Origin of the sequence: Flavobacterium keumense (genome assembly GCF_029866485.1) — a bacterium.
GTDB lineage: Bacteria > Bacteroidota > Bacteroidia > Flavobacteriales > Flavobacteriaceae > Flavobacterium > Flavobacterium keumense.
Map to the genome: position 1 here is coordinate 953652 of NZ_CP092332.1, position 17864 is coordinate 971515.

17 protein-coding genes are annotated in these 17864 nt (G+C 36.0%); all 17 read right to left on the minus strand.

Going from position 1 to position 17864, the window contains the following annotated elements; all coding sequences use genetic code 11:
• Entirely contained in the window at positions 1-513 is a 513-nt protein-coding gene (locus MG292_RS04085; RefSeq protein WP_264533978.1) for an NADH-quinone oxidoreductase subunit J family protein, read from the minus strand.
• Complete coding sequence (locus tag MG292_RS04090) at positions 513-1058, minus strand: NuoI/complex I 23 kDa subunit family protein (RefSeq protein WP_264533977.1); 546 nt, start codon at positions 1056-1058, stop codon at positions 513-515. The genes MG292_RS04085 and MG292_RS04090 overlap by 1 nt, the downstream gene beginning before the upstream one ends.
• Positions 1059-1184: 126 nt before the next feature.
• On the minus strand, positions 1185-1709 hold the full coding sequence (locus MG292_RS04095) for an ORF6N domain-containing protein (RefSeq protein WP_264533976.1): 525 nt from the start codon (positions 1707-1709) through the stop codon (positions 1185-1187).
• Between the two features lie 111 nt (positions 1710-1820).
• Entirely contained in the window at positions 1821-2873 is a 1053-nt protein-coding gene (gene nuoH / locus MG292_RS04100; protein WP_264533975.1) for an NADH-quinone oxidoreductase subunit NuoH, read from the minus strand.
• Positions 2874-2876: 3 nt separating this feature from the next.
• Positions 2877-3902, minus strand: a complete 1026-nt coding sequence (locus tag MG292_RS04105; protein WP_264533974.1) for an NADH-quinone oxidoreductase subunit G — start codon at positions 3900-3902, stop codon at positions 2877-2879.
• Positions 3903-3985: 83 nt separating this feature from the next.
• Entirely contained in the window at positions 3986-5353 is a 1368-nt protein-coding gene (gene nuoF, locus MG292_RS04110) for an NADH-quinone oxidoreductase subunit NuoF (RefSeq protein ID WP_264533973.1), read from the minus strand.
• Between the two features lies 1 nt (position 5354).
• On the minus strand, positions 5355-5885 hold the full coding sequence (locus tag MG292_RS04115) for a complex I 24 kDa subunit family protein (RefSeq protein WP_264533972.1): 531 nt from the start codon (positions 5883-5885) through the stop codon (positions 5355-5357).
• A 3-nt stretch (positions 5886-5888) separates the two neighbouring features.
• Positions 5889-7124, minus strand: a complete 1236-nt coding sequence (locus tag MG292_RS04120; protein ID WP_264533971.1) for an NADH-quinone oxidoreductase subunit D — start codon at positions 7122-7124, stop codon at positions 5889-5891.
• A 32-nt stretch (positions 7125-7156) separates the two neighbouring features.
• Positions 7157-7678 (minus strand): NADH-quinone oxidoreductase subunit C, encoded by a 522-nt coding sequence (locus MG292_RS04125; RefSeq protein WP_264533970.1) that lies wholly within the window; start codon positions 7676-7678, stop codon positions 7157-7159.
• A 4-nt stretch (positions 7679-7682) separates the two neighbouring features.
• Positions 7683-8231 carry an NADH-quinone oxidoreductase subunit B gene (locus MG292_RS04130; protein WP_264533969.1) on the minus strand — a complete coding sequence of 183 codons (549 nt, stop codon included), beginning with the start codon at positions 8229-8231 and terminating at the stop codon, positions 7683-7685.
• Positions 8232-8271: 40 nt separating this feature from the next.
• Positions 8272-8637, minus strand: coding sequence for an NADH-quinone oxidoreductase subunit A (locus tag MG292_RS04135; protein ID WP_264533968.1), 366 nt, complete (start codon positions 8635-8637; stop codon positions 8272-8274).
• Positions 8638-8882: 245 nt separating this feature from the next.
• Positions 8883-9077 (minus strand): cold-shock protein, encoded by a 195-nt coding sequence (locus MG292_RS04140; RefSeq protein WP_220763283.1) that lies wholly within the window; start codon positions 9075-9077, stop codon positions 8883-8885.
• Between the two features lie 126 nt (positions 9078-9203).
• Positions 9204-10958: an aspartate--tRNA ligase gene (aspS, locus tag MG292_RS04145; RefSeq protein ID WP_264533967.1), complete on the minus strand. Its 1755-nt coding sequence runs from the start codon at positions 10956-10958 to the stop codon at positions 9204-9206.
• 125 nt (positions 10959-11083) lie between these two features.
• Positions 11084-14557 (minus strand): efflux RND transporter permease subunit, encoded by a 3474-nt coding sequence (locus tag MG292_RS04150; RefSeq protein WP_264533966.1) that lies wholly within the window; start codon positions 14555-14557, stop codon positions 11084-11086.
• Positions 14558-14692: 135 nt separating this feature from the next.
• The gene (locus MG292_RS04155) at positions 14693-15835 is read right to left on the minus strand and encodes an efflux RND transporter periplasmic adaptor subunit (RefSeq protein WP_264533965.1); all 1143 of its coding nucleotides are present in this window, start codon (positions 15833-15835) and stop codon (positions 14693-14695) included.
• Positions 15836-15870: 35 nt separating this feature from the next.
• Entirely contained in the window at positions 15871-17217 is a 1347-nt protein-coding gene (locus tag MG292_RS04160; protein ID WP_264533964.1) for a TolC family protein, read from the minus strand.
• Positions 17217-17816 carry a TetR/AcrR family transcriptional regulator gene (locus MG292_RS04165; protein ID WP_264533963.1) on the minus strand — a complete coding sequence of 200 codons (600 nt, stop codon included), beginning with the start codon at positions 17814-17816 and terminating at the stop codon, positions 17217-17219. The genes MG292_RS04160 and MG292_RS04165 overlap by 1 nt, the downstream gene beginning before the upstream one ends.
• Positions 17817-17864 lie beyond the last annotated feature (48 nt).

The window sequence follows — 17864 nt, forward strand, 5'->3', positions numbered from 1 at the left end:
TTATTTCTCTAGTTTTTCTTTCTTAGACAATAGAACGGTACCAATCATAGCAACTAACAATAAGATAGAAGCAAATTCAAAAGGAACCATATATTCGTTCAATAGTATTTTACCCAAGACGTTAATCGATTGGTAATCTTCCCCAGTAGCAATGTATTCTCCTGCAATTGGTTTTGAATTGATGAAAATCGCAATCAAAATCAAGCATACCAAACAGAAAGAAACAATAGCTCCTAAACGAGTAATTCTTGGTTTGTGTACTTCATTTTCTTTATTCAAGTTCATTAACATAATCGTAAACAAGAACAAAATCATAATAGCTCCAGAATAGACAATGATGTGTACAATAGCTAAAAACTGTGCATTCAACAATAAATAATGTCCCGCAACCGAGAAGAAACAAATCACCAAGTAAATAGCACTGTGAATTGGGTTTCGACTAAAAACGGTTAAAAATGCGGTTGATAATGTGATTGCGGCTAATACGCAAAAAAGGATAAGTAATATAGACATTAGTTCGCGTTTTTAAGTTGAGCATTTTGAATCGCCATTTCTAAAGGCATGACCAATTGTTCTTTTCCAAAAATGAAATTTTCTCTGTCGTAATTAGCGGGAACTAATTCTTTAGAAATAGTCAAATAAATAGCATCCTTTGGACAAGCTTCTTCGCATAAACCACAGAAAATACAACGCAACATGTTGATTTCGTAGATTTCAGCATATTTTTCTTCTCTGTACAAATGTTTTTCGTCGGGTCTACGTTCTGCTGCTTTCATTGTGATGGCTTCCGCTGGACAAGACAAAGCACATAGTCCACAAGCGGTACAATTTTCACGACCCTGTTCGTCGCGTTTTAGCATGTGACGACCACGGTACACTGGACTCATCTCACGCACTTGCTCTGGATAATGAATTGTTGCTTTTTTCTTAAAAAAGTGTTTGATTGTAATGAACAATCCTTTAATAATTGCGATAAGATACAGTCTTTCCAAAAAAGTCATCTCTTTGTTAGAGACCACTTTTTTTCTTCCCGATAAGGATATTGTTTCTATTGACATTTTTTATTTTTTTATTTTTTTGAAGCTAATCCTGCTATCCGCTCTATCTTTTATAATAAGCCTCCGACAAGCTCCGTCTTAGTATAAAAGGATGCCGCTACTATCAGGGCTAGGATATTCGTTTCTTTATTTTTTATAACCTATTTTTGTTCGTTCTACTTTATTTTCTTGTTTTTCCATCAATTCATCCAAATACGAAAAAACCAATTCTATGTTTTTGTCGTGGTTGAGAATCTTCTTTTTTATATTTTCAATTTCTAATTTAACACTTAAATTGTGGGATAGAAATTCTCTCATTTTAACAAAAGCTTCTACTATTTTTATACTAAATTCAATTGCACGATCTGAATTTAACACATTCCCCAACATCATTGTTCCGTGTTCAGTAAAGACATAAGGCAATGTTGATGAATATTTTAATTTATTGAGGTGGTCGCAATTTGCGACCACCTGCTCTTTTTCAATTGCAGTCAATTGGAACATGAAATTATTAGGAAAACGTTTTATGTTCCTTTTAACTTGTTCATTGAGTCGCTTTGTTGTTACTCCATAAAGAGCGGCTAAATCAGAATCAATCATTACTTTTTGATCTCTAATAAGTAATATCTTACTCATTATAAATTCTTCTGTAATTACTAACTCTGTACTCATTTTACCCTATCTTATAATGAGGTCACAAATTATGACTTCAAAATTTAAATATTTAAATTATTTTCATCCTTACTTGAGATGTCAATTTGGCTCCTCAAGACTTCCATTTTTTTAAAACCCAAAATAAGCAGCGATATCCGCTCTTAAAATTACAATTCCTGTAATCATAATATTCACGATTGCAAGCGGAATTAATATTCTCCATCCCAAATGCATCAATTGATCGTATCTAAATCTTGGAATGGTCCAACGAACCCACATATAGAAAAAGATAAATCCACATATTTTGATGAATAATACGCCAATTCCTATTAGGTTTGCAATATTTACTCCTGCATTTTCTAGTACCCAACTCATTCCAGGATAGTTGTATCCTCCAAAGAATAAAATGGCTAAAATGGTAGAAGAAATGAACATATTAGCATATTCAGCAAACAGATAGAATCCCATTTTCATCGAAGAATATTCGGTGTGGTATCCTCCAATTAATTCACTTTCACATTCGGCTAAGTCAAAAGGAGTACGGTTGGTTTCTGCAAAAGCACAAATCAAGAAGATTAAAAACGAAACAGGTTGGTAAAAAACATTCCAGTTCATTCCTTCTTGTTGTGCCGAAATTTCGCGTAAGCTCAAACTTCCAGTCATCATTAATAAAGCAATCATCGATAATCCCATAGCGACTTCATACGACACCATTTGCGAAGCAGCACGAACTGCTCCCATCAAAGAGAACTTATTATTCGATGCCCAACCTCCAATCATGATGCCATACACTCCAACAGAAACAACTCCGAAGAAGTACAACAAACCAATATTTAAGTCGGTCGCTTGCAGTAAAATATCTTTGCCAAACAAGTGTAATTTATCACCCCAAGGAATGACAGCACTAGTCATTAATGCCGTGCTCATAGCAATGGCTGGTCCTACGAAGAATAAAAAACGGTTAGGAGTATTCGGCTCAAATTCTTCTTTTGAGAATAATTTTAAACCATCCGCAAGAGGTTGAAGTAAACCTCCAAAACCCGCTCGGTTAGGTCCTACACGGTCTTGTAAAAAGGCAGCTACTTTACGTTCTGCCCAAGTAGAGTACATCGCCATAATCATGGTTACAGCAAAAACCACTACAATAACAACACTTTTTTCTATAATAAAGGTACTATCCATTGCTTACGATTTTTTGTTGTTAGTGTCCAATGGAATTTCAGCCATACTGATTTTTTTACGGTCTTCTTCTCTACCTAACAGAATAGTTTCTTCGGTATTGATTACCACTTTTTCTAATTTGTGGTTGTATTTGTTTTGATTGATAACCGAATCTTTTTCAAAAGCTCTTGGGCCTTCGATAGTCCAATCATTTACATCTTTATGGTCAAAACGACATCCGTTACAAATGAATTCTTCCACTTCATGGTATTCGTCTTTTCTTCCAGTTACTCTTTGAATCTCGTCTCCAAACATCCAAACGGTTGTTTTTCCACAACATTTATCACAATCTCTGTGCGCGTTGTATGGTTTACTGAACCAAACTCTTGATTTGAATCGGAACGTTTTGTCAGTCAAAGCACCTACCGGACATACATCAATCATATTTCCAGAGAATTCATTGTCAATCGCTTTAGAGATACAAGTCGAAATATTAGCGTGATCACCACGATCCATTACTCCGTGTACTCTATTGTCTGTCAATTGATCAGCCACTTGAACACAACGTTGACATAAAATACAACGATTCATGTGTAATTGAATATAGGGACCAATGTCTTCAGGCTCGAAAGTTCTTTTCTCCTCTATATAGCGACTTTCTGATTTTCCGTGTTCAAAACTTAAGTTTTGTAAGTCACACTCTCCAGCTTGGTCACAAACTGGGCAATCCAAAGGATGGTTGATTAGTAAGAATTCGGTAACGGATTTTCTAGCTTCAGCAACTCGCTCTGAAGATTTTGAATTCACCTCCATTCCGTCCATACATCCTGTTACACAAGACGCCATTAATTTTGGCATCGGTCTTGGATCAGCGTCACTTCCTTTTGAAACTTCAACTAAACAACAACGGCATTTTCCACCGCTCCCTTTTAGTTTAGAATAATAGCACATCGCTGGTGGAACTACATCCCCACCAATCATACGGGCTGCTTGCAGGATCGTTGTTCCTGGTTCTACTTCTATTGACTGACCGTCTATTGTTACTTTCATTTTGTTTTTTGTTTTTTAGTTTCAGGTTTTACGTTTCAAGTTATAAGCAACTTGGAACATTAAACTTGAAACCTGTAACTAATTTATACAGTTTGTTTTGTTACTAAATGTCTCACTTTTTCAAATGGTTCATTGACAAAATGGTCTCTATGTTTTATTTTTTCTGGGAAACGAATATGGTATTCAAATTCCTCTCTAAAATGGCGAATCGCAGCAGCTACAGGCCAAGAAGCTGCATCACCTAAAGGACAAATCGTGTTTCCTTCAATTTTACTTTGAATGCTCAAAAGCAATTCAATATCTTCTTCACGACCGTGACCGTTTTCAATTCGGTGTAATACTTTTTCTAACCAACCTGTTCCTTCTCTACAAGGCGTACATTGACCACAGCTTTCGTGGTGGTAAAAACGAGAGAAATTCCAAGTGTTACGAACAATACAAGCCGTATCGTCATATACAATAAATCCTCCTGAACCCAACATTGATCCGGTTGCAAAACCACCGTCAGATAAACTTTCGTACGTCATTAATCGGTCATCGCCATTGGCGGTTTTGTAAATTAAATGAGCGGGTAAGATTGGCACTGAACTTCCTCCTGGAACAAAGGCTTTTAAAGGACGATCAGAGCTCATTCCTCCTAAATATTCGTCAGAATTCATGAATTCATACACACTTAAACCTAATTCTATCTCATAAACTCCAGGGTTTTTAATGTGTCCCGAAGCCGAAATTAATTTGGTTCCTGTCGAACGTCCTTCTCCAATTTTAGCATAATCAGCGCCCGAATTGTTGACAATCCAAGGCACAGCTGAAATGGTTTCTACGTTGTTTACCACTGTTGGGTTTGCCCAAAGTCCTGATACCGCAGGGAAGGGTGGTTTAATACGTGGATTACCACGTTTCCCTTCTAATGATTCAATTAAAGCGGTTTCTTCACCGCAGATGTAAGCACCAGCACCACAATGAACGTGAAGTTCTAAGTCGTAACCTGTCCCTAATATATTTTTACCCAACCAACCGGCAGCTTTGGCTTCGGCGATGGCTCTTTCTAAAATTTTGAAAACCCACATGTATTCTCCACGAATGTAGATGTACGAGCGGTTAGCACCCAAGGCATAACTTGAGGTAATCATTCCTTCAATTAATAAGTGCGGAATGTATTCCATCAAGAAACGATCTTTGAAAGTTCCCGGTTCTGATTCGTCAGCATTACACACTAAATGTCTTGGTTTTCCTGATTTTTTATCAATAAAACTCCATTTCATTCCAGCAGGGAAACCCGCACCACCACGACCTCTTAGCCCAGAAGTTTTTACTTCTTCTACTACTTCGTCAGGTGTTAGTGTTTTTAAGGCTTTTTCTACAGAGGCATACCCACCATTTTGACGGTATACTTCGTAGGTTTTAATCCCTGGAATATTGATTTTGTCTAATAATATTTTTTGTGACATCTTATTTATCGTGTAAGATTATTTTACCCGCTTTAGCATCTTCAATAATTTGATTGATTTTTTGTTCGGTCAAATGCTCTTTGTAAAAATCGCCTAACTGCATCATTGGAGCATACCCACAAGCGCCTAAGCATTCTACTCCGCGAACTTCAAAAAGACCGTCTGGAGTGGTTTCGCCCACTTTCACACCTAATTTTTTACAAGTGTAATCCATTAAGTTTTCCACTCCATTCAAACAACAAGGAGACGTTTGGCAAAACTCAAACATATATTTTCCAATAGGTTTTAAATTGAACATGGTGTAAAAAGTAGCCACTTCATATACTTCAACAGGTTTAATGTGAAGGATTTCGGCAACTTTGTCCATTAATTCAATGCTTAACCAGTTTTGGTGTGCATCTTGTACTTCGTGTAAAACAGGAATCAAAGCTGATTTTCTGTTTTCTTCGGGATAATGACTAATCAACTCATTGATGCGATTCATCAAGGCTTCGGTCATGTTTATTTCTTGTTTGTGTAAGGTACGTTCCATAATTTAAGCGTCTAATTCGCCGGCAATAACATTTAAACTTGATAAAATGACAATGGCATCCGAAAGCATCGCACCTTTTATCATTTCTGGATAGGCTTGGTAGTAAATAAAACAAGGTCTGCGGAAATGTAGTCTATAAGGAGTACGACTTCCGTCGGTTACTAAATAGAATCCAACTTCTCCATTTCCACCTTCAACAGGATGGTAGATTTCAGCTACAGGAACTGGAACTTCTCCCATTACAATTTTAAAGTGGTAAATTAAAGACTCCATATTATGGTATACGTCTTCTTTTGGAGGCAAATAGTATTCTGGAACATCAGCGTGGTATGGTCCTTCAGGCAATTTGTCTAAAGCTTGACGAATGATACTTAAACTTTCCCATACTTCAGCATTACGAACGCAAAAACGATCGTAGGTGTCTCCTGATTTTCCAACCGGAACAATAAAGTCAAAATCTTCGTAAGAGCTATACGGTTGTGCTACACGTACATCATAATCTACACCTGCTGCACGCAAGTTAGGTCCTGTAAATCCGTAAGCCATCGCTTGTTCAGCTGAAATAGCTCCTACATTTACGGTTCTGTCAATAAAAATTCTATTTCTTTCGAATAGGTTTTCAAATTCTTTCCAAGCAACAGGAAACTCTTCTAAAAACACTTCTAATTTACGGAAAGCTTCTGGCGACCAATCTCTTTCGAAACCACCGATTCTTCCCATATTAGTAGTTAAACGCGCACCACAAATCTCTTCGTAGATTTCGTAGATTTTCTCTCTAAACTGGAACACATACAAGAAACCAGAATACGCACCAGTATCTACCCCAAGAATGGAATTACAGATTAAGTGGTCTGCAATTCGAGCCAATTCCATTACGATAACACGCAAATATTGCGCTCTTTTTGGTACTTCAATATCCAATAGTTTTTCTAAAGTCATCCACCATCCTATGTTATTAATAGGAGAGGAGCAATAGTTCATTCTATCAGTAAGTGGTGTAATTTGGTAAAACGGACGGTTTTCTGCGATTTTTTCAAATGCTCTATGGATGTAACCAATAGTAGGTTCCGCTTCCAAGATTTTTTCTCCATCCATCAACAAGATATTTTGGAAAATACCGTGTGTTGCTGGGTGAGTTGGCCCTAAGTTCAGAATAGAAAGCTCGCTTCCGTCTTCATTATGGCGCTCTTTGATTATTTTAGCATAGCGATGCTCTGGTGGTAATAATAGTTCTGACATTTAATGAATGTGAAAAATTATATATTGTTGTTTTAGCAATTTGCTGTTGTTCTTCCGAAGAAACGATCGTCTTTATCTGTTCTTCCGCTGTCTTCCATTGGGAATTCTTTTCGCATTGGAAAAGAAACCATCTCATCCATATTTAAAATACGTTTCAACTGTGGGTGGCCAATGAAATTGATACCGAAAAAATCGTAGGCCTCTCTTTCCATCCAGTTTGAACTTAAGAAAATATTCGATACGGTTTTGATTTCAGGATTGTTCCCGCTAATGAACGCTTTGATTTTAATTCGTTTGTTTTCGTACCAATTGTGCAAATGATATACCACTGCAAACTGTCTTGTTTCTTCGTTATCTGGGTAATGAACGCCGCATAAATCTGTCAAAAAGTGAAAACGTAAAACAGGATCGTTTTTTAAGAAAAGGATAACGGCTGTGATCTTATCAGCGGCTACTTCAAATGAAAAAATATCTTTTTCTTGATTGAATTGAAAAACGTCTGAACCAAAAGTGGCTACTAATTTTTCTTGTATTTCGTTTGTTTCTAAAGCCATCTTGTTATTTGATATTATAAGAAGCTAATAATTCTTGGTACTCAGGAGAACTTCTTCTTCTAACCGATTCGTTTTTAACGATTTCTTGTAATTTCATCACGCCATCTACAATTTGTTCTGGTCTTGGAGGACATCCTGGCACATAGACGTCTACTGGAATTACTTTGTCAATTCCTTGTAAAACAGAGTAGGTGTCAAAAACACCTCCTGAAGAAGCACAAGCACCTACAGCGATTACCCAACGAGGTTCTGACATTTGTTCGTATACCTGACGTAAAATCGGAGCCATTTTTTTAGAAATAGTTCCCATTACCATCAACATATCGGCTTGACGAGGAGAGAAACTCACACGTTCAGAGCCAAAACGGGCTAAATCATAATGTGAAGCCATAGTGGCCATAAATTCAATTCCGCAACAAGAAGTTGCAAAAGGCAAAGGCCAAAGTGAATTGGCACGAGCCAAACCTACAACTTCATTAAGTGTTGTGGCAAAATAACCTTCTCCTACAACTCCTTCTGGTGGCGCTACCATTTTTGTTTTTGAATCACTCATTTTGAATTCGTAATTTTTTGAATTTATAACTTTGATTGTATTATTCCCAATCCAATGCTTTTTTCTTGATGATGTAGAAAAAGCCTACTAACAACAAAAGCATAAAAACAACCATTTTAATCATGCCTTCCATTCCTAAATCCTTGAAATTAATAGCCCAAGGATACAAGAAAATCACTTCTACATCAAACAGAACGAAAAGAATGGCTACTAAGAAATATTTTACCGAGAAAGGAATACGTGCATTTCCCACAGATTCAATACCACACTCGAAGTTTTTATCTTTCGATTGGGAGTTCCTTTTTGGACCTAATTTTCCTGAAATAAATATGGTGCCTGCCACAAAACCAACTGCTAAAAGCAGTTGCATGAAAATAGGAATATAATTCAATTGTTCTGATTGCATAATGATTGGGTATTTTTTATTGAATTTTAGCCACAAAGATAACTTTCAAGTTATTAAAACACAAGCACAAATAGGATATTATTTGTACTGTAAATCTAAAAAATAGCTTATTTTTATTCATTATAAATAACAAAGGATTATTACTTGTGTTTAAGTTGTTGTAAAATATACTAAACAAAAAAACGCCTCGATGTAAATCGAGGCGTTTTGACCCATTCTCAGGCTAAAAAAAAATATTTTTCAGCTTAGATAACAGCTACTTGTGCAGCTACTTTTCCTTTTCTTCCTTCTTCTTCTTCGTAGCTCACTCTGTCACCTTCGCGTAATTCTTCCGCTGTGATTCCTGATGCATGAACGAAGATGTCTTTTCCTGTTTCTTCGTCCGTAATGAATCCATAACCTTTAGATTCATTAAAAAATTTAACTGTACCTGTACGCATTGTAATAGTAATAATAATTTATAATAAGACAAATGTAACGTTTAATACAATACGAAATGCGTTCTTCGGTTTTTATTTTCTAAAAATATTGATTTTCAACGTTTTCTGACCAAAATACTCGTTCAGCTACACTTTTATATTCAATTGAATATGCAATTCTTTTAATTGTGCTTCGTCAATAGTTGAAGGCGCATCAATCATCACATCTCGTCCCGAATTGTTTTTTGGGAAGGCAATAAAATCACGAATGGTTTCTTGACCTCCTAAAATAGCGACTAATCGGTCCAATCCAAAAGCCAAACCTCCGTGAGGTGGTGCGCCAAATTGGAAGGCATCCATCAAGAAGCCAAATTGTGCTTTGGCCTCTTCAGGAGTAAACCCTAAGTATTTGAACATCAATTCTTGTGTCGCTTTATCATGAATACGAATAGAACCTCCTCCAATTTCGTTTCCGTTCAACACCATATCATAAGCATTGGCACGCACTTTTCCTGGATTTGTTTCTAATAAGCTAATGTCTTCTGGTTTAGGGGAGGTGAATGGATGGTGCATGGCATGGTAACGGCCGCTTTCCTCGTCAAATTCTAATAATGGGAAATCGACTACCCATAATGGTGCAAATTCGTTTGGTTTTCTCAATCCTAAACGGGTAGCTAATTCCATTCGTAAAGCCGAAAGTTGTGCTCTAGTTTTGTTAGCTGGACCTGATAATACAAAAATCATATCGCCTGCTTGTGCTTGTGTTGCTTTCGCCCATTGTGCTAAATCATCTTGATCGTAAAATTTATCTACAGATGATTTGTAAGTTCCATCTTCGTTGCATTTGACGTATACCATTCCTGAAGCACCTACTTGTGGACGTTTTACCCAATCAATTAAGGCATCAATCTCTTTTCGAGTGTAATTTCCAGCTCCTGGAACTGCAATTCCCACTACTAATTCAGCAGCGTTGAAAACAGGAAACTCTTTATGTTGTGCTACGGCATTTAACTCGCCAAATTCCATTCCGAAACGAATGTCTGGTTTGTCATTTCCGTACGTTTTCATAGCATAATCGTAAGTAATTCTTGGAAATTTAGCTACTTCAACTCCTTTTATTTCTTTTAATAAATGACGTGTAAGTCCTTCAAAAATATTCAAAATGTCTTCTTGTTCTACAAAAGCCATTTCGCAGTCAATTTGAGTAAACTCAGGCTGTCTGTCGGCACGTAAATCTTCGTCACGGAAACATTTTACAATTTGGAAATACTTGTCCATTCCGCCCACCATCAATAATTGTTTGAAGGTTTGTGGTGATTGTGGTAAGGCATAAAACTGCCCTTCGTTCATTCGTGAAGGCACCACAAAATCACGTGCTCCTTCTGGAGTTGATTTGATTAAATAAGGCGTTTCTACTTCGCAAAAATCCAAGTCCGAAAGGTATTTACGTACTTCCATCGCCACTTTGTGACGGAAAAGCAAACTGTTTTTTACTGGATTTCTACGAATATCTAGGTAACGGTATTTCATTCGGATGTCTTCACCACCATCGGTTTCATCTTCAATCGTGAAAGGAGGAGTCAAGGCAGCATTTAAGATGGTCATTTCTGAAACCAAAATCTCAATTTCTCCAGTAGGAATAGCTGTGTTTTTAGACTCACGCTCAATAACAGTTCCTTTTACTTGAATTACATATTCGCGTCCAAGGGTTTTGGCCAATTCAAAAACCGATTTTTCAGTGCGACTTTCGTCAAAAATCAATTGCGTAATGCCGTAACGGTCACGCAAATCAACCCAGTTCATAAATCCTTTATCGCGTGATTTTTGAACCCAACCCGCTAGTGTAACTTCTGTATTGATATGTGAGGCGTTCAATTCGCCACAGTGATGACTTCTGTACATGATTAAAAATATTTGTGTGCAAATTTAGGACTAATTATGAATAAATGCAGGATAAAATTATAAGAATAAAAAAACCTGCAAATTTTACTTTGCAGGCTCTTAATTCACTTTATTTAAAACCAATTTTATTCCGCTATTGCATCTTGATTTCTTTTGTTTCTTCGGTCACGCAACCAGTATTTAGTTCTTTTTACAAGGAAGAACATTACCGGTACCATCACCAAAGTTAATACGGTGGCATAGGTCAATCCGAAAATAATGGTCCAAGCCAAAGGCCCCCAGAACATTACATTATCTCCTCCCATGAAGAAATGTGGGTTGAAATCGGTTACCAAGGTAAAGAAGTCAAAGTTCAATCCGATAGCCAAAGGAATCAATCCTAAGATGGCTGTTAAGGCAGTCAATAATACGGGACGTAATCTTGATTTACCCGATTCGATAATTACTTCTTTTATTTCTTCTAATGATAAATCGTCGTGGCTTTCTAGTTTTTTATCGGCTACTTTTTTGTCCAATAATAAGACAAAGAAGTCCATTAATACAATTCCGTTTTTCACCACAACTCCCGCCAGCGAGATGATTCCCATCATGGTCATCAGGATAACAAAATCCATATTGGCGATCACATAACCATAGAAGACACCACTAAAACTCAACAATACGGTAAACATAATCACCATGGTTTTAGAAACCGAGTTAAATTGCAATACAATGATGATGGTAATTCCAGCCAAAGCTAAAAATAACGCATACATCAAGAAACTTTGGTTTTTACCTTGTTCTTCTTGTACTCCTGAGAATGAATAACTCACACTTTTAGGAAGGCCATAACTTTTTAGTTCCTCCTTGATTTGTTTTGTGATTTCGTCTCCATTATATCCAGTTAACACATTCGAATAAATGGTCATAATTCGTTTGTGGTTTTTTCTCTTAATCTGATTGTAAGTCGTCGTTTTTTCTGTTTTTGAAATCGCAGAAATTGGGACTTGCATAATCTGACCGTTGTTTTGATTACGGAACGTTAACGATTGGTTGAAAAGAATATTTTCATTTTTACGTTGGTCGTCCTGCATACGCATTACAATATTGTAATCGTCATCGCCTTCTTTGTAAGTTGAAATTTCTTGTCCGTAAACCGAACGACGTAGATTGAAACCTAATTGTCCTGTCGAAATTCCCATACTTCCTGCATTGGCACGGTCTACTTTTACTTCTAATTCTGGACTTTCTTTATTGATATCGATACTTAATTTCTCTATACCCGGAATGTTTTTAGAATCGATAAAGGCAATCATTCTATCGGCTTCTTTCAACATTTGATCGTAATCGGCTCCTGTTAATTGGATACTAATTGGGTAACCCGCAGGTGGTCCGTTGGCATCTTTTTCAACAGTAACGGTAGCACCAGCAATTCCGGTCACTTTACTTCTAATTTCTTCTAAAATATCCGAAGTATTTACGCCTTTTCTAAATTTGAATTCAGAGAAACTTACGGTCACTTTACCTTTAAAAGGAGTTTCAGAAGCTGAACCTGCATCCACATTTGGATTTCCAGCACCCACACCCACTTGCGAAATGATAGATTCCGCCATATAGTTTTTGTTGGTTTTTGGATCCACATATTTCTCTAAAATTTTGATAATTTGTTTTTCAACAAATAAAGTGGCTTTGTTCGTCTTTTCAATAGAAGTTCCTTGAGGATATTCAATATAAGCAATGGCTTGGTTTGGAATATTATCTGGGAAGAACAATACTTTTCTTGGAAAAATTCCCAAAAGGATAAAAGATAAGAATAGTAATGCGATGATACCTCCTAAGGCTTTCCAAGCATTTTTACCCGTCAAAATTTTAGCCAAGAACAATTTGTATTTTTCCTCCATTCTAGGGAAAAAACTATGTTGAAAATCTTGTGTCCATTGAAATACTTTCCAATAATACAGCCACATTAATCCGACAGAAATTAGCAATAAATGACCAACACCTCTTAATAATTTACTGTCGTTTAGGTAGCCAGGAATGGCTAATAAAATTCCTAACGCAAGGAATAATATAGTGTAGAAACGCAAGCTTTTTTTCTTGATGTTTTTATCTTCTAATGCCATAGAACCTCCTGTCATAGCGGCGTTGATTACCATGGCTACGAATAAAGATCCTGTTAAAGTTACTGTCAAAGTAATAGGGAAATATTTCATGAATTTACCCATGGTTCCTGGCCAAAGGGCAAATGGTAAAAATGCCATCAAAGTTGTAGCAGTCGACGAAATTACCGGCCAAGCAATTTCTCCAATTCCCACTTTTGAAGCCTGAATTCGGCTCATTCCTTTTTGCATATTGGCATACACATTATCCACTACCACAATACCGTCATCTACTAGCATTCCTAATCCCATTACCAATCCAAATAACACCATAGTGTTTAGGGTTAATCCAAACATAGACAAGATAGCAAAAGCAATCATCATCGATAATGGAATGGCGGCTCCCACAAATAAAGAGTTGCGCAATCCCATAGTAAACATCAATACAATCATTACCAAAATGATTCCGAAGATAATGTGGTTGGACAATTCGTCAACCTGATGTTCCACTCGTGAGGATTGATCACTTGTTAATTCTACTTTTAGGTTTTTTGGCAAATAAGTTTCTTGTGCTCTTTTTACTCTTTCTTTTACCTGCTCAATCGCCGAAATCATGTTTTGATTGGAACGTTTTTTAACATTCAACATTACTACTTCAGTTCCTTTTTCACGAGCGTAGGTTGTTTTTTCTTTTTCTTTGAAACGAATAGTCGCAATGTCTTTTAGATACACTGGGCCTCCAAAAGATTTCACGATGATGTTTTCTAATTCTTTAGGTTCTTTGAATTCTCCCACAATTCGGATGTTATTGCGAGAACCTTGCGAAATTAAATTTCCACCCGAAAGTGTCATGTTTTCATATTTCACGGCATTTTGGATTTCGTCAAAAGTCACCTGTGCCGCCGTCATTTTAAAAATATCTACGGCGATTTCAACTTCTTTGTCATCCACACCAAGGATATCCACCTTTTTGATTTCCGAAATTTCTTCGATATCGTCTTGCAATAACTCCCCGTATTTTTTCAATTGTTGGGTAGTATAATTTCCTTGCAAATTGATGTTCAAAATGGGCACTTCTTCTGAAATGTTCAATTCAAAAACATTTGGTTCTACCTTGCTTCCGTTGTCCATGTTAGGCCAATCGGTGTCGGCTTTGGCGTTGTCCACCTTGTCTTTGATTTTTTGTTTGGCTTGTTCTACCGTAACATCGTCAGAGAATTCAGCGATAATCATTCCGTAATCTTGAAACGAACTCGAAGTTACTTTATCAACACCGCTGATGTTTTTGATTTGTTTCTCTAAAGGTTTGATAACCAGTTTTTCAACATCTTCGGCTGAGTTCCCTGGGAATACAGATGAGATGTATATTTTGTTTTCAATAATTTCAGGGAAATCCTCTCTAGGCATATTAATATATGCGGTCAAACCCATGATGACAATGATAAAAGTTAAGATATAGACCGTAACACGATTATCTACTGCCCAACTTGAAATGCCGAATTCTTTATTTTGATGTGACATAGTAGCCCCCTATCCCCCAAAGGGGGGAATTCCTATTAGGGGTCAATAGGAATTTATGTTAATAATAAAATAGTTTTTCTGCCTTTTTATTTTGTTTACAAAGTTGCTAATTCCCCTTTTGGGGGTTAGGGGGCTTTAAAAGTTCAATTTCATTCCTTCAGAAATGGAGTTTACTCCTTCGGTTACAATGATGTCATTAGCTGATAAACCGGTTAGGATTTCTGTTACATTATCAGATGATTTTCCGGTGGATACTAACACTTTTTTTGCGGTTGCTGTTTTTCCATTACTATTAATGGCAACAAAGACAAATTTGTTTCCTTCTCCGTCTTCTTGAATAACATTGGTTGGAACTACAATAGCATTTTTAGCTGTGTAATCAATCACTTTTAATTTTGCTACTTGGTTAGGACGCAAAAGATTTTCTGGATTTGGAATGCTTACTTCGATACCGAAACTTCTGTTGTTAGGGTTAATAAAATTACCCACTTGGCGTACTTTACCTTTGTAATTTTTATTTAATGAGGTTAAAAAAACATCTACTTGAGTACCTACTTTTAGTTTACCAATGTAGCTTTCTGGAATCGAAGTAGAAACATACATATTATTTAAATTCACAATTCGCATCAAACCTTGAGGGTTTGCCGAAACAACTTGACCTTTTTCAACAAATACTTCATCAATTGTTCCAGAGAACGGCGCGCGAATAACGGTTTTGGCTAACATTGCTTTGGCTTGTGCTACAGAACGTTGTAAGCTCAACATTTGTGTTTGTGCTTGTAAATATTGAATTTCAGATCCGATTTTTTGATTCCAGAGGTTTTTTTGTCTTTCATAAGTTGTTTTAGCCAGTTGGTATTGTGTTTCTAAACTCGCTACTTGTTGGCTTGAACCACCATCGTCAACACGTGCTAAAATTTGACCTTTGCTTACGTGTTGTCCTGCTTTGACATTCAATGCGATGAGTGTACCAGGTATTTCGGGTTGGATTAAAATATTTTCTTTAGTTTCTACACTTCCTTGGATGTCTAAATAATGGTTAAACACAGTATCTTTTAGCGACATAACCGATACTAATGCTTCTTCTTTTTTTACATTTAAAGTAGCTAGTGCCGCATCAATTTTTGCTAAGTCAGCTTGAATTGCTGCTTTTCTTGCTTGTAATTCTTTATTGTTTTTGGCAGCGATCAATTGGTCAACTGTTTGGTTGTTGTCTTTTTCTCCGCAAGAAACAGTTAGTGTAGCCGCAAGAAGTAGAGGGAATATTTTTGTAGTCATAGGTGTTCTATTAGATTTCATATTTGTTGTCAAGATTAGTTTTTAGTTGTAATTTTTTCTAATGCTGCTTTTTTATTGATTACGTCCAGCATGGCTTGTAAATAATTTTGTTGCGCTGTGTATAATTGGCGTTGTGCTTCGCTCAAATCAAAACTCGAAGACAATCCTTCTTTTAATTTGATTTGTTGTTTGTTTTCAATACGTTCTGCCAGTGTCAAACTACTTTTGGTAGTATTTAGTTGTTCCAAGCTGTATTCGTAATCACTTTTTGCTTTTTCAAATTGTAATTTAAGGCTTTGTTCTACTTGTAGCATTTGTGTTTTAGATTGCTCCAAGGCAATTTTAGCTTGTTGTGTTTTGGCACTTCTACCAAGACTACTAAAAATAGGGATGTTTAAACTTACGCCTATATTAGAGTAGTTTAACCAACGTTGATTGGCATTGAAAAATTGAAATTGGTTACCAAAAGCATTGTATCCTAAATTATAAGAAGCGGCCAAACTAGGTAGTGCATTACTTTTTTCTAAAAGCACTAATAGTTTTTTGCTTTGAACTACATTCTCTTGGATTTTATAATCAATAGTGTTTTCTACCAGAAATGGCTCTTGCGTCAAACTAAGTTTAATATTGTTTTGTGCTAATGTAGTTAGCCTGTCTGTCAATATTAAATCGTTTTCCATCTCGATACCTAAAACTAATTTCAGCATATTAGTAGCAATAGTTTTTTGGCGTTTTACATTTTCTTGTGCACTCTTAATGGTTGATAATGTAATTTGTAATTGTTCGACATTCTCTTCTTCAATCAAGCCATTCTTAAAAATCTGGGTGGTTTCGTTCAAGGTTTTTTCCAAGTTAGTTTTATTTTTTTCTAAAATGATGATGCTTTCATCAGCTAATAAAACATTTCCGTAAGCATTGATTACCATTTCGCGAATTTCTTGATTGGTTTTGATTTTGGCATTTTCAGAAATTTGCAAATACACTTTAGCCGACTGTAATCCTACTAAATAAGAGCCGTTGAAAATAAGTTGGCTTAATGAGGTACTTGCAGCCATGTTTTGTTTGGTTCCAAAAGCCACTTCAGCGAATTCTCCAGGTTGTCCTCCAAAAAATTCAGCAGGAATCAAAGAACGTTGTAGTTTAATATTATTTTGGTAACCCACTGCTGCGTTAATTTGTGGTAATCCAATGGTGGTAGTTTCCCATTTTTTCTTTTTTGCAGCATCAATATCTCTAGATGCATTGATTGCGCTGTAATTGTGTGTCAATGCATATTCGATTGCTTCGTTTAAGGAATACGAATAGGATGGTATGGTGCTTTTTTGTTGTGCGTTGATACTAGTGGTAAAAGCTAGTAGTACGATTAATAGTGTTTTTTTCATTAGTGTAGAATGTGGGTTTTTAAATTTTTTTCGAGTTCAACAATACCTTTTTGAGTTGCCATGGCTCTAATGTGGTATTCTAGAGCATTTAATTCGTAAATTTTAGATTCTTTTTCTGAGCAAATATTTTCGTTAATATAATTAATAAGCACTTGATAAAATATTGCGTAATGATTAACATTAATGTCTTTGCGATATAAGCCTTGTTCAATTCCTTTCTGAATATTTTGTTTGAACATGAGATTGCATTCGTTTTCAGATTCTGAAATCAATTTTTGATAAATTTCAGGATAGTGTTTCTTTAGTTGAAAGGAAGGCGAAGTTTCAATAGAGTTAAACATCTCTTTGAACATCTTCATAATTTCAAAGTTTTCTTCGATTGCATTGAAATTTTTCGAAATTATTTCATCAATAATTTTGTCTATTTCCTTCAAACCTGCTTCTGTGGTCTTTTCTATTAAGATTTCTTTGTTAGCAAAATATTTGTAAATCGTTTTTTTTGAGATACACATTTCGTTAGCAATGTCATCCATAGTGACACTTTTGAAGCCAATTTTCAAAAACAGCTTACTTGCTTTGGATATGATTTTATCTTTCATTCATAAAAAATTGTGGTGCAAATATAAAATGGAAACTTTAAATACCAA

Coding starts and splice junctions, on each gene's coding strand:
- MG292_RS04085 (WP_264533978.1), bottom strand. CDS start 513: ATGTCTATATTACTTATCCTTTTTTGCGTATTAGCCGCAATCACATTA.
- MG292_RS04090 (WP_264533977.1), bottom strand. CDS start 1,058: ATGTCAATAGAAACAATATCCTTATCGGGAAGAAAAAAAGTGGTCTCT.
- MG292_RS04095 (WP_264533976.1), bottom strand. CDS start 1,709: ATGAGTACAGAGTTAGTAATTACAGAAGAATTTATAATGAGTAAGATA.
- nuoH (WP_264533975.1), bottom strand. CDS start 2,873: ATGGATAGTACCTTTATTATAGAAAAAAGTGTTGTTATTGTAGTGGTT.
- MG292_RS04105 (WP_264533974.1), bottom strand. CDS start 3,902: ATGAAAGTAACAATAGACGGTCAGTCAATAGAAGTAGAACCAGGAACA.
- nuoF (WP_264533973.1), bottom strand. CDS start 5,353: ATGTCACAAAAAATATTATTAGACAAAATCAATATTCCAGGGATTAAA.
- MG292_RS04115 (WP_264533972.1), bottom strand. CDS start 5,885: ATGGAACGTACCTTACACAAACAAGAAATAAACATGACCGAAGCCTTG.
- MG292_RS04120 (WP_264533971.1), bottom strand. CDS start 7,124: ATGTCAGAACTATTATTACCACCAGAGCATCGCTATGCTAAAATAATC.
- MG292_RS04125 (WP_264533970.1), bottom strand. CDS start 7,678: ATGGCTTTAGAAACAAACGAAATACAAGAAAAATTAGTAGCCACTTTT.
- MG292_RS04130 (WP_264533969.1), bottom strand. CDS start 8,231: ATGAGTGATTCAAAAACAAAAATGGTAGCGCCACCAGAAGGAGTTGTA.
- MG292_RS04135 (WP_264533968.1), bottom strand. CDS start 8,637: ATGCAATCAGAACAATTGAATTATATTCCTATTTTCATGCAACTGCTT.
- MG292_RS04140 (WP_220763283.1), bottom strand. CDS start 9,077: ATGCGTACAGGTACAGTTAAATTTTTTAATGAATCTAAAGGTTATGGA.
- aspS (WP_264533967.1), bottom strand. CDS start 10,958: ATGTACAGAAGTCATCACTGTGGCGAATTGAACGCCTCACATATCAAT.
- MG292_RS04150 (WP_264533966.1), bottom strand. CDS start 14,557: ATGTCACATCAAAATAAAGAATTCGGCATTTCAAGTTGGGCAGTAGAT.
- MG292_RS04155 (WP_264533965.1), bottom strand. CDS start 15,835: ATGACTACAAAAATATTCCCTCTACTTCTTGCGGCTACACTAACTGTT.
- MG292_RS04160 (WP_264533964.1), bottom strand. CDS start 17,217: ATGAAAAAAACACTATTAATCGTACTACTAGCTTTTACCACTAGTATC.
- MG292_RS04165 (WP_264533963.1), bottom strand. CDS start 17,816: ATGAAAGATAAAATCATATCCAAAGCAAGTAAGCTGTTTTTGAAAATT.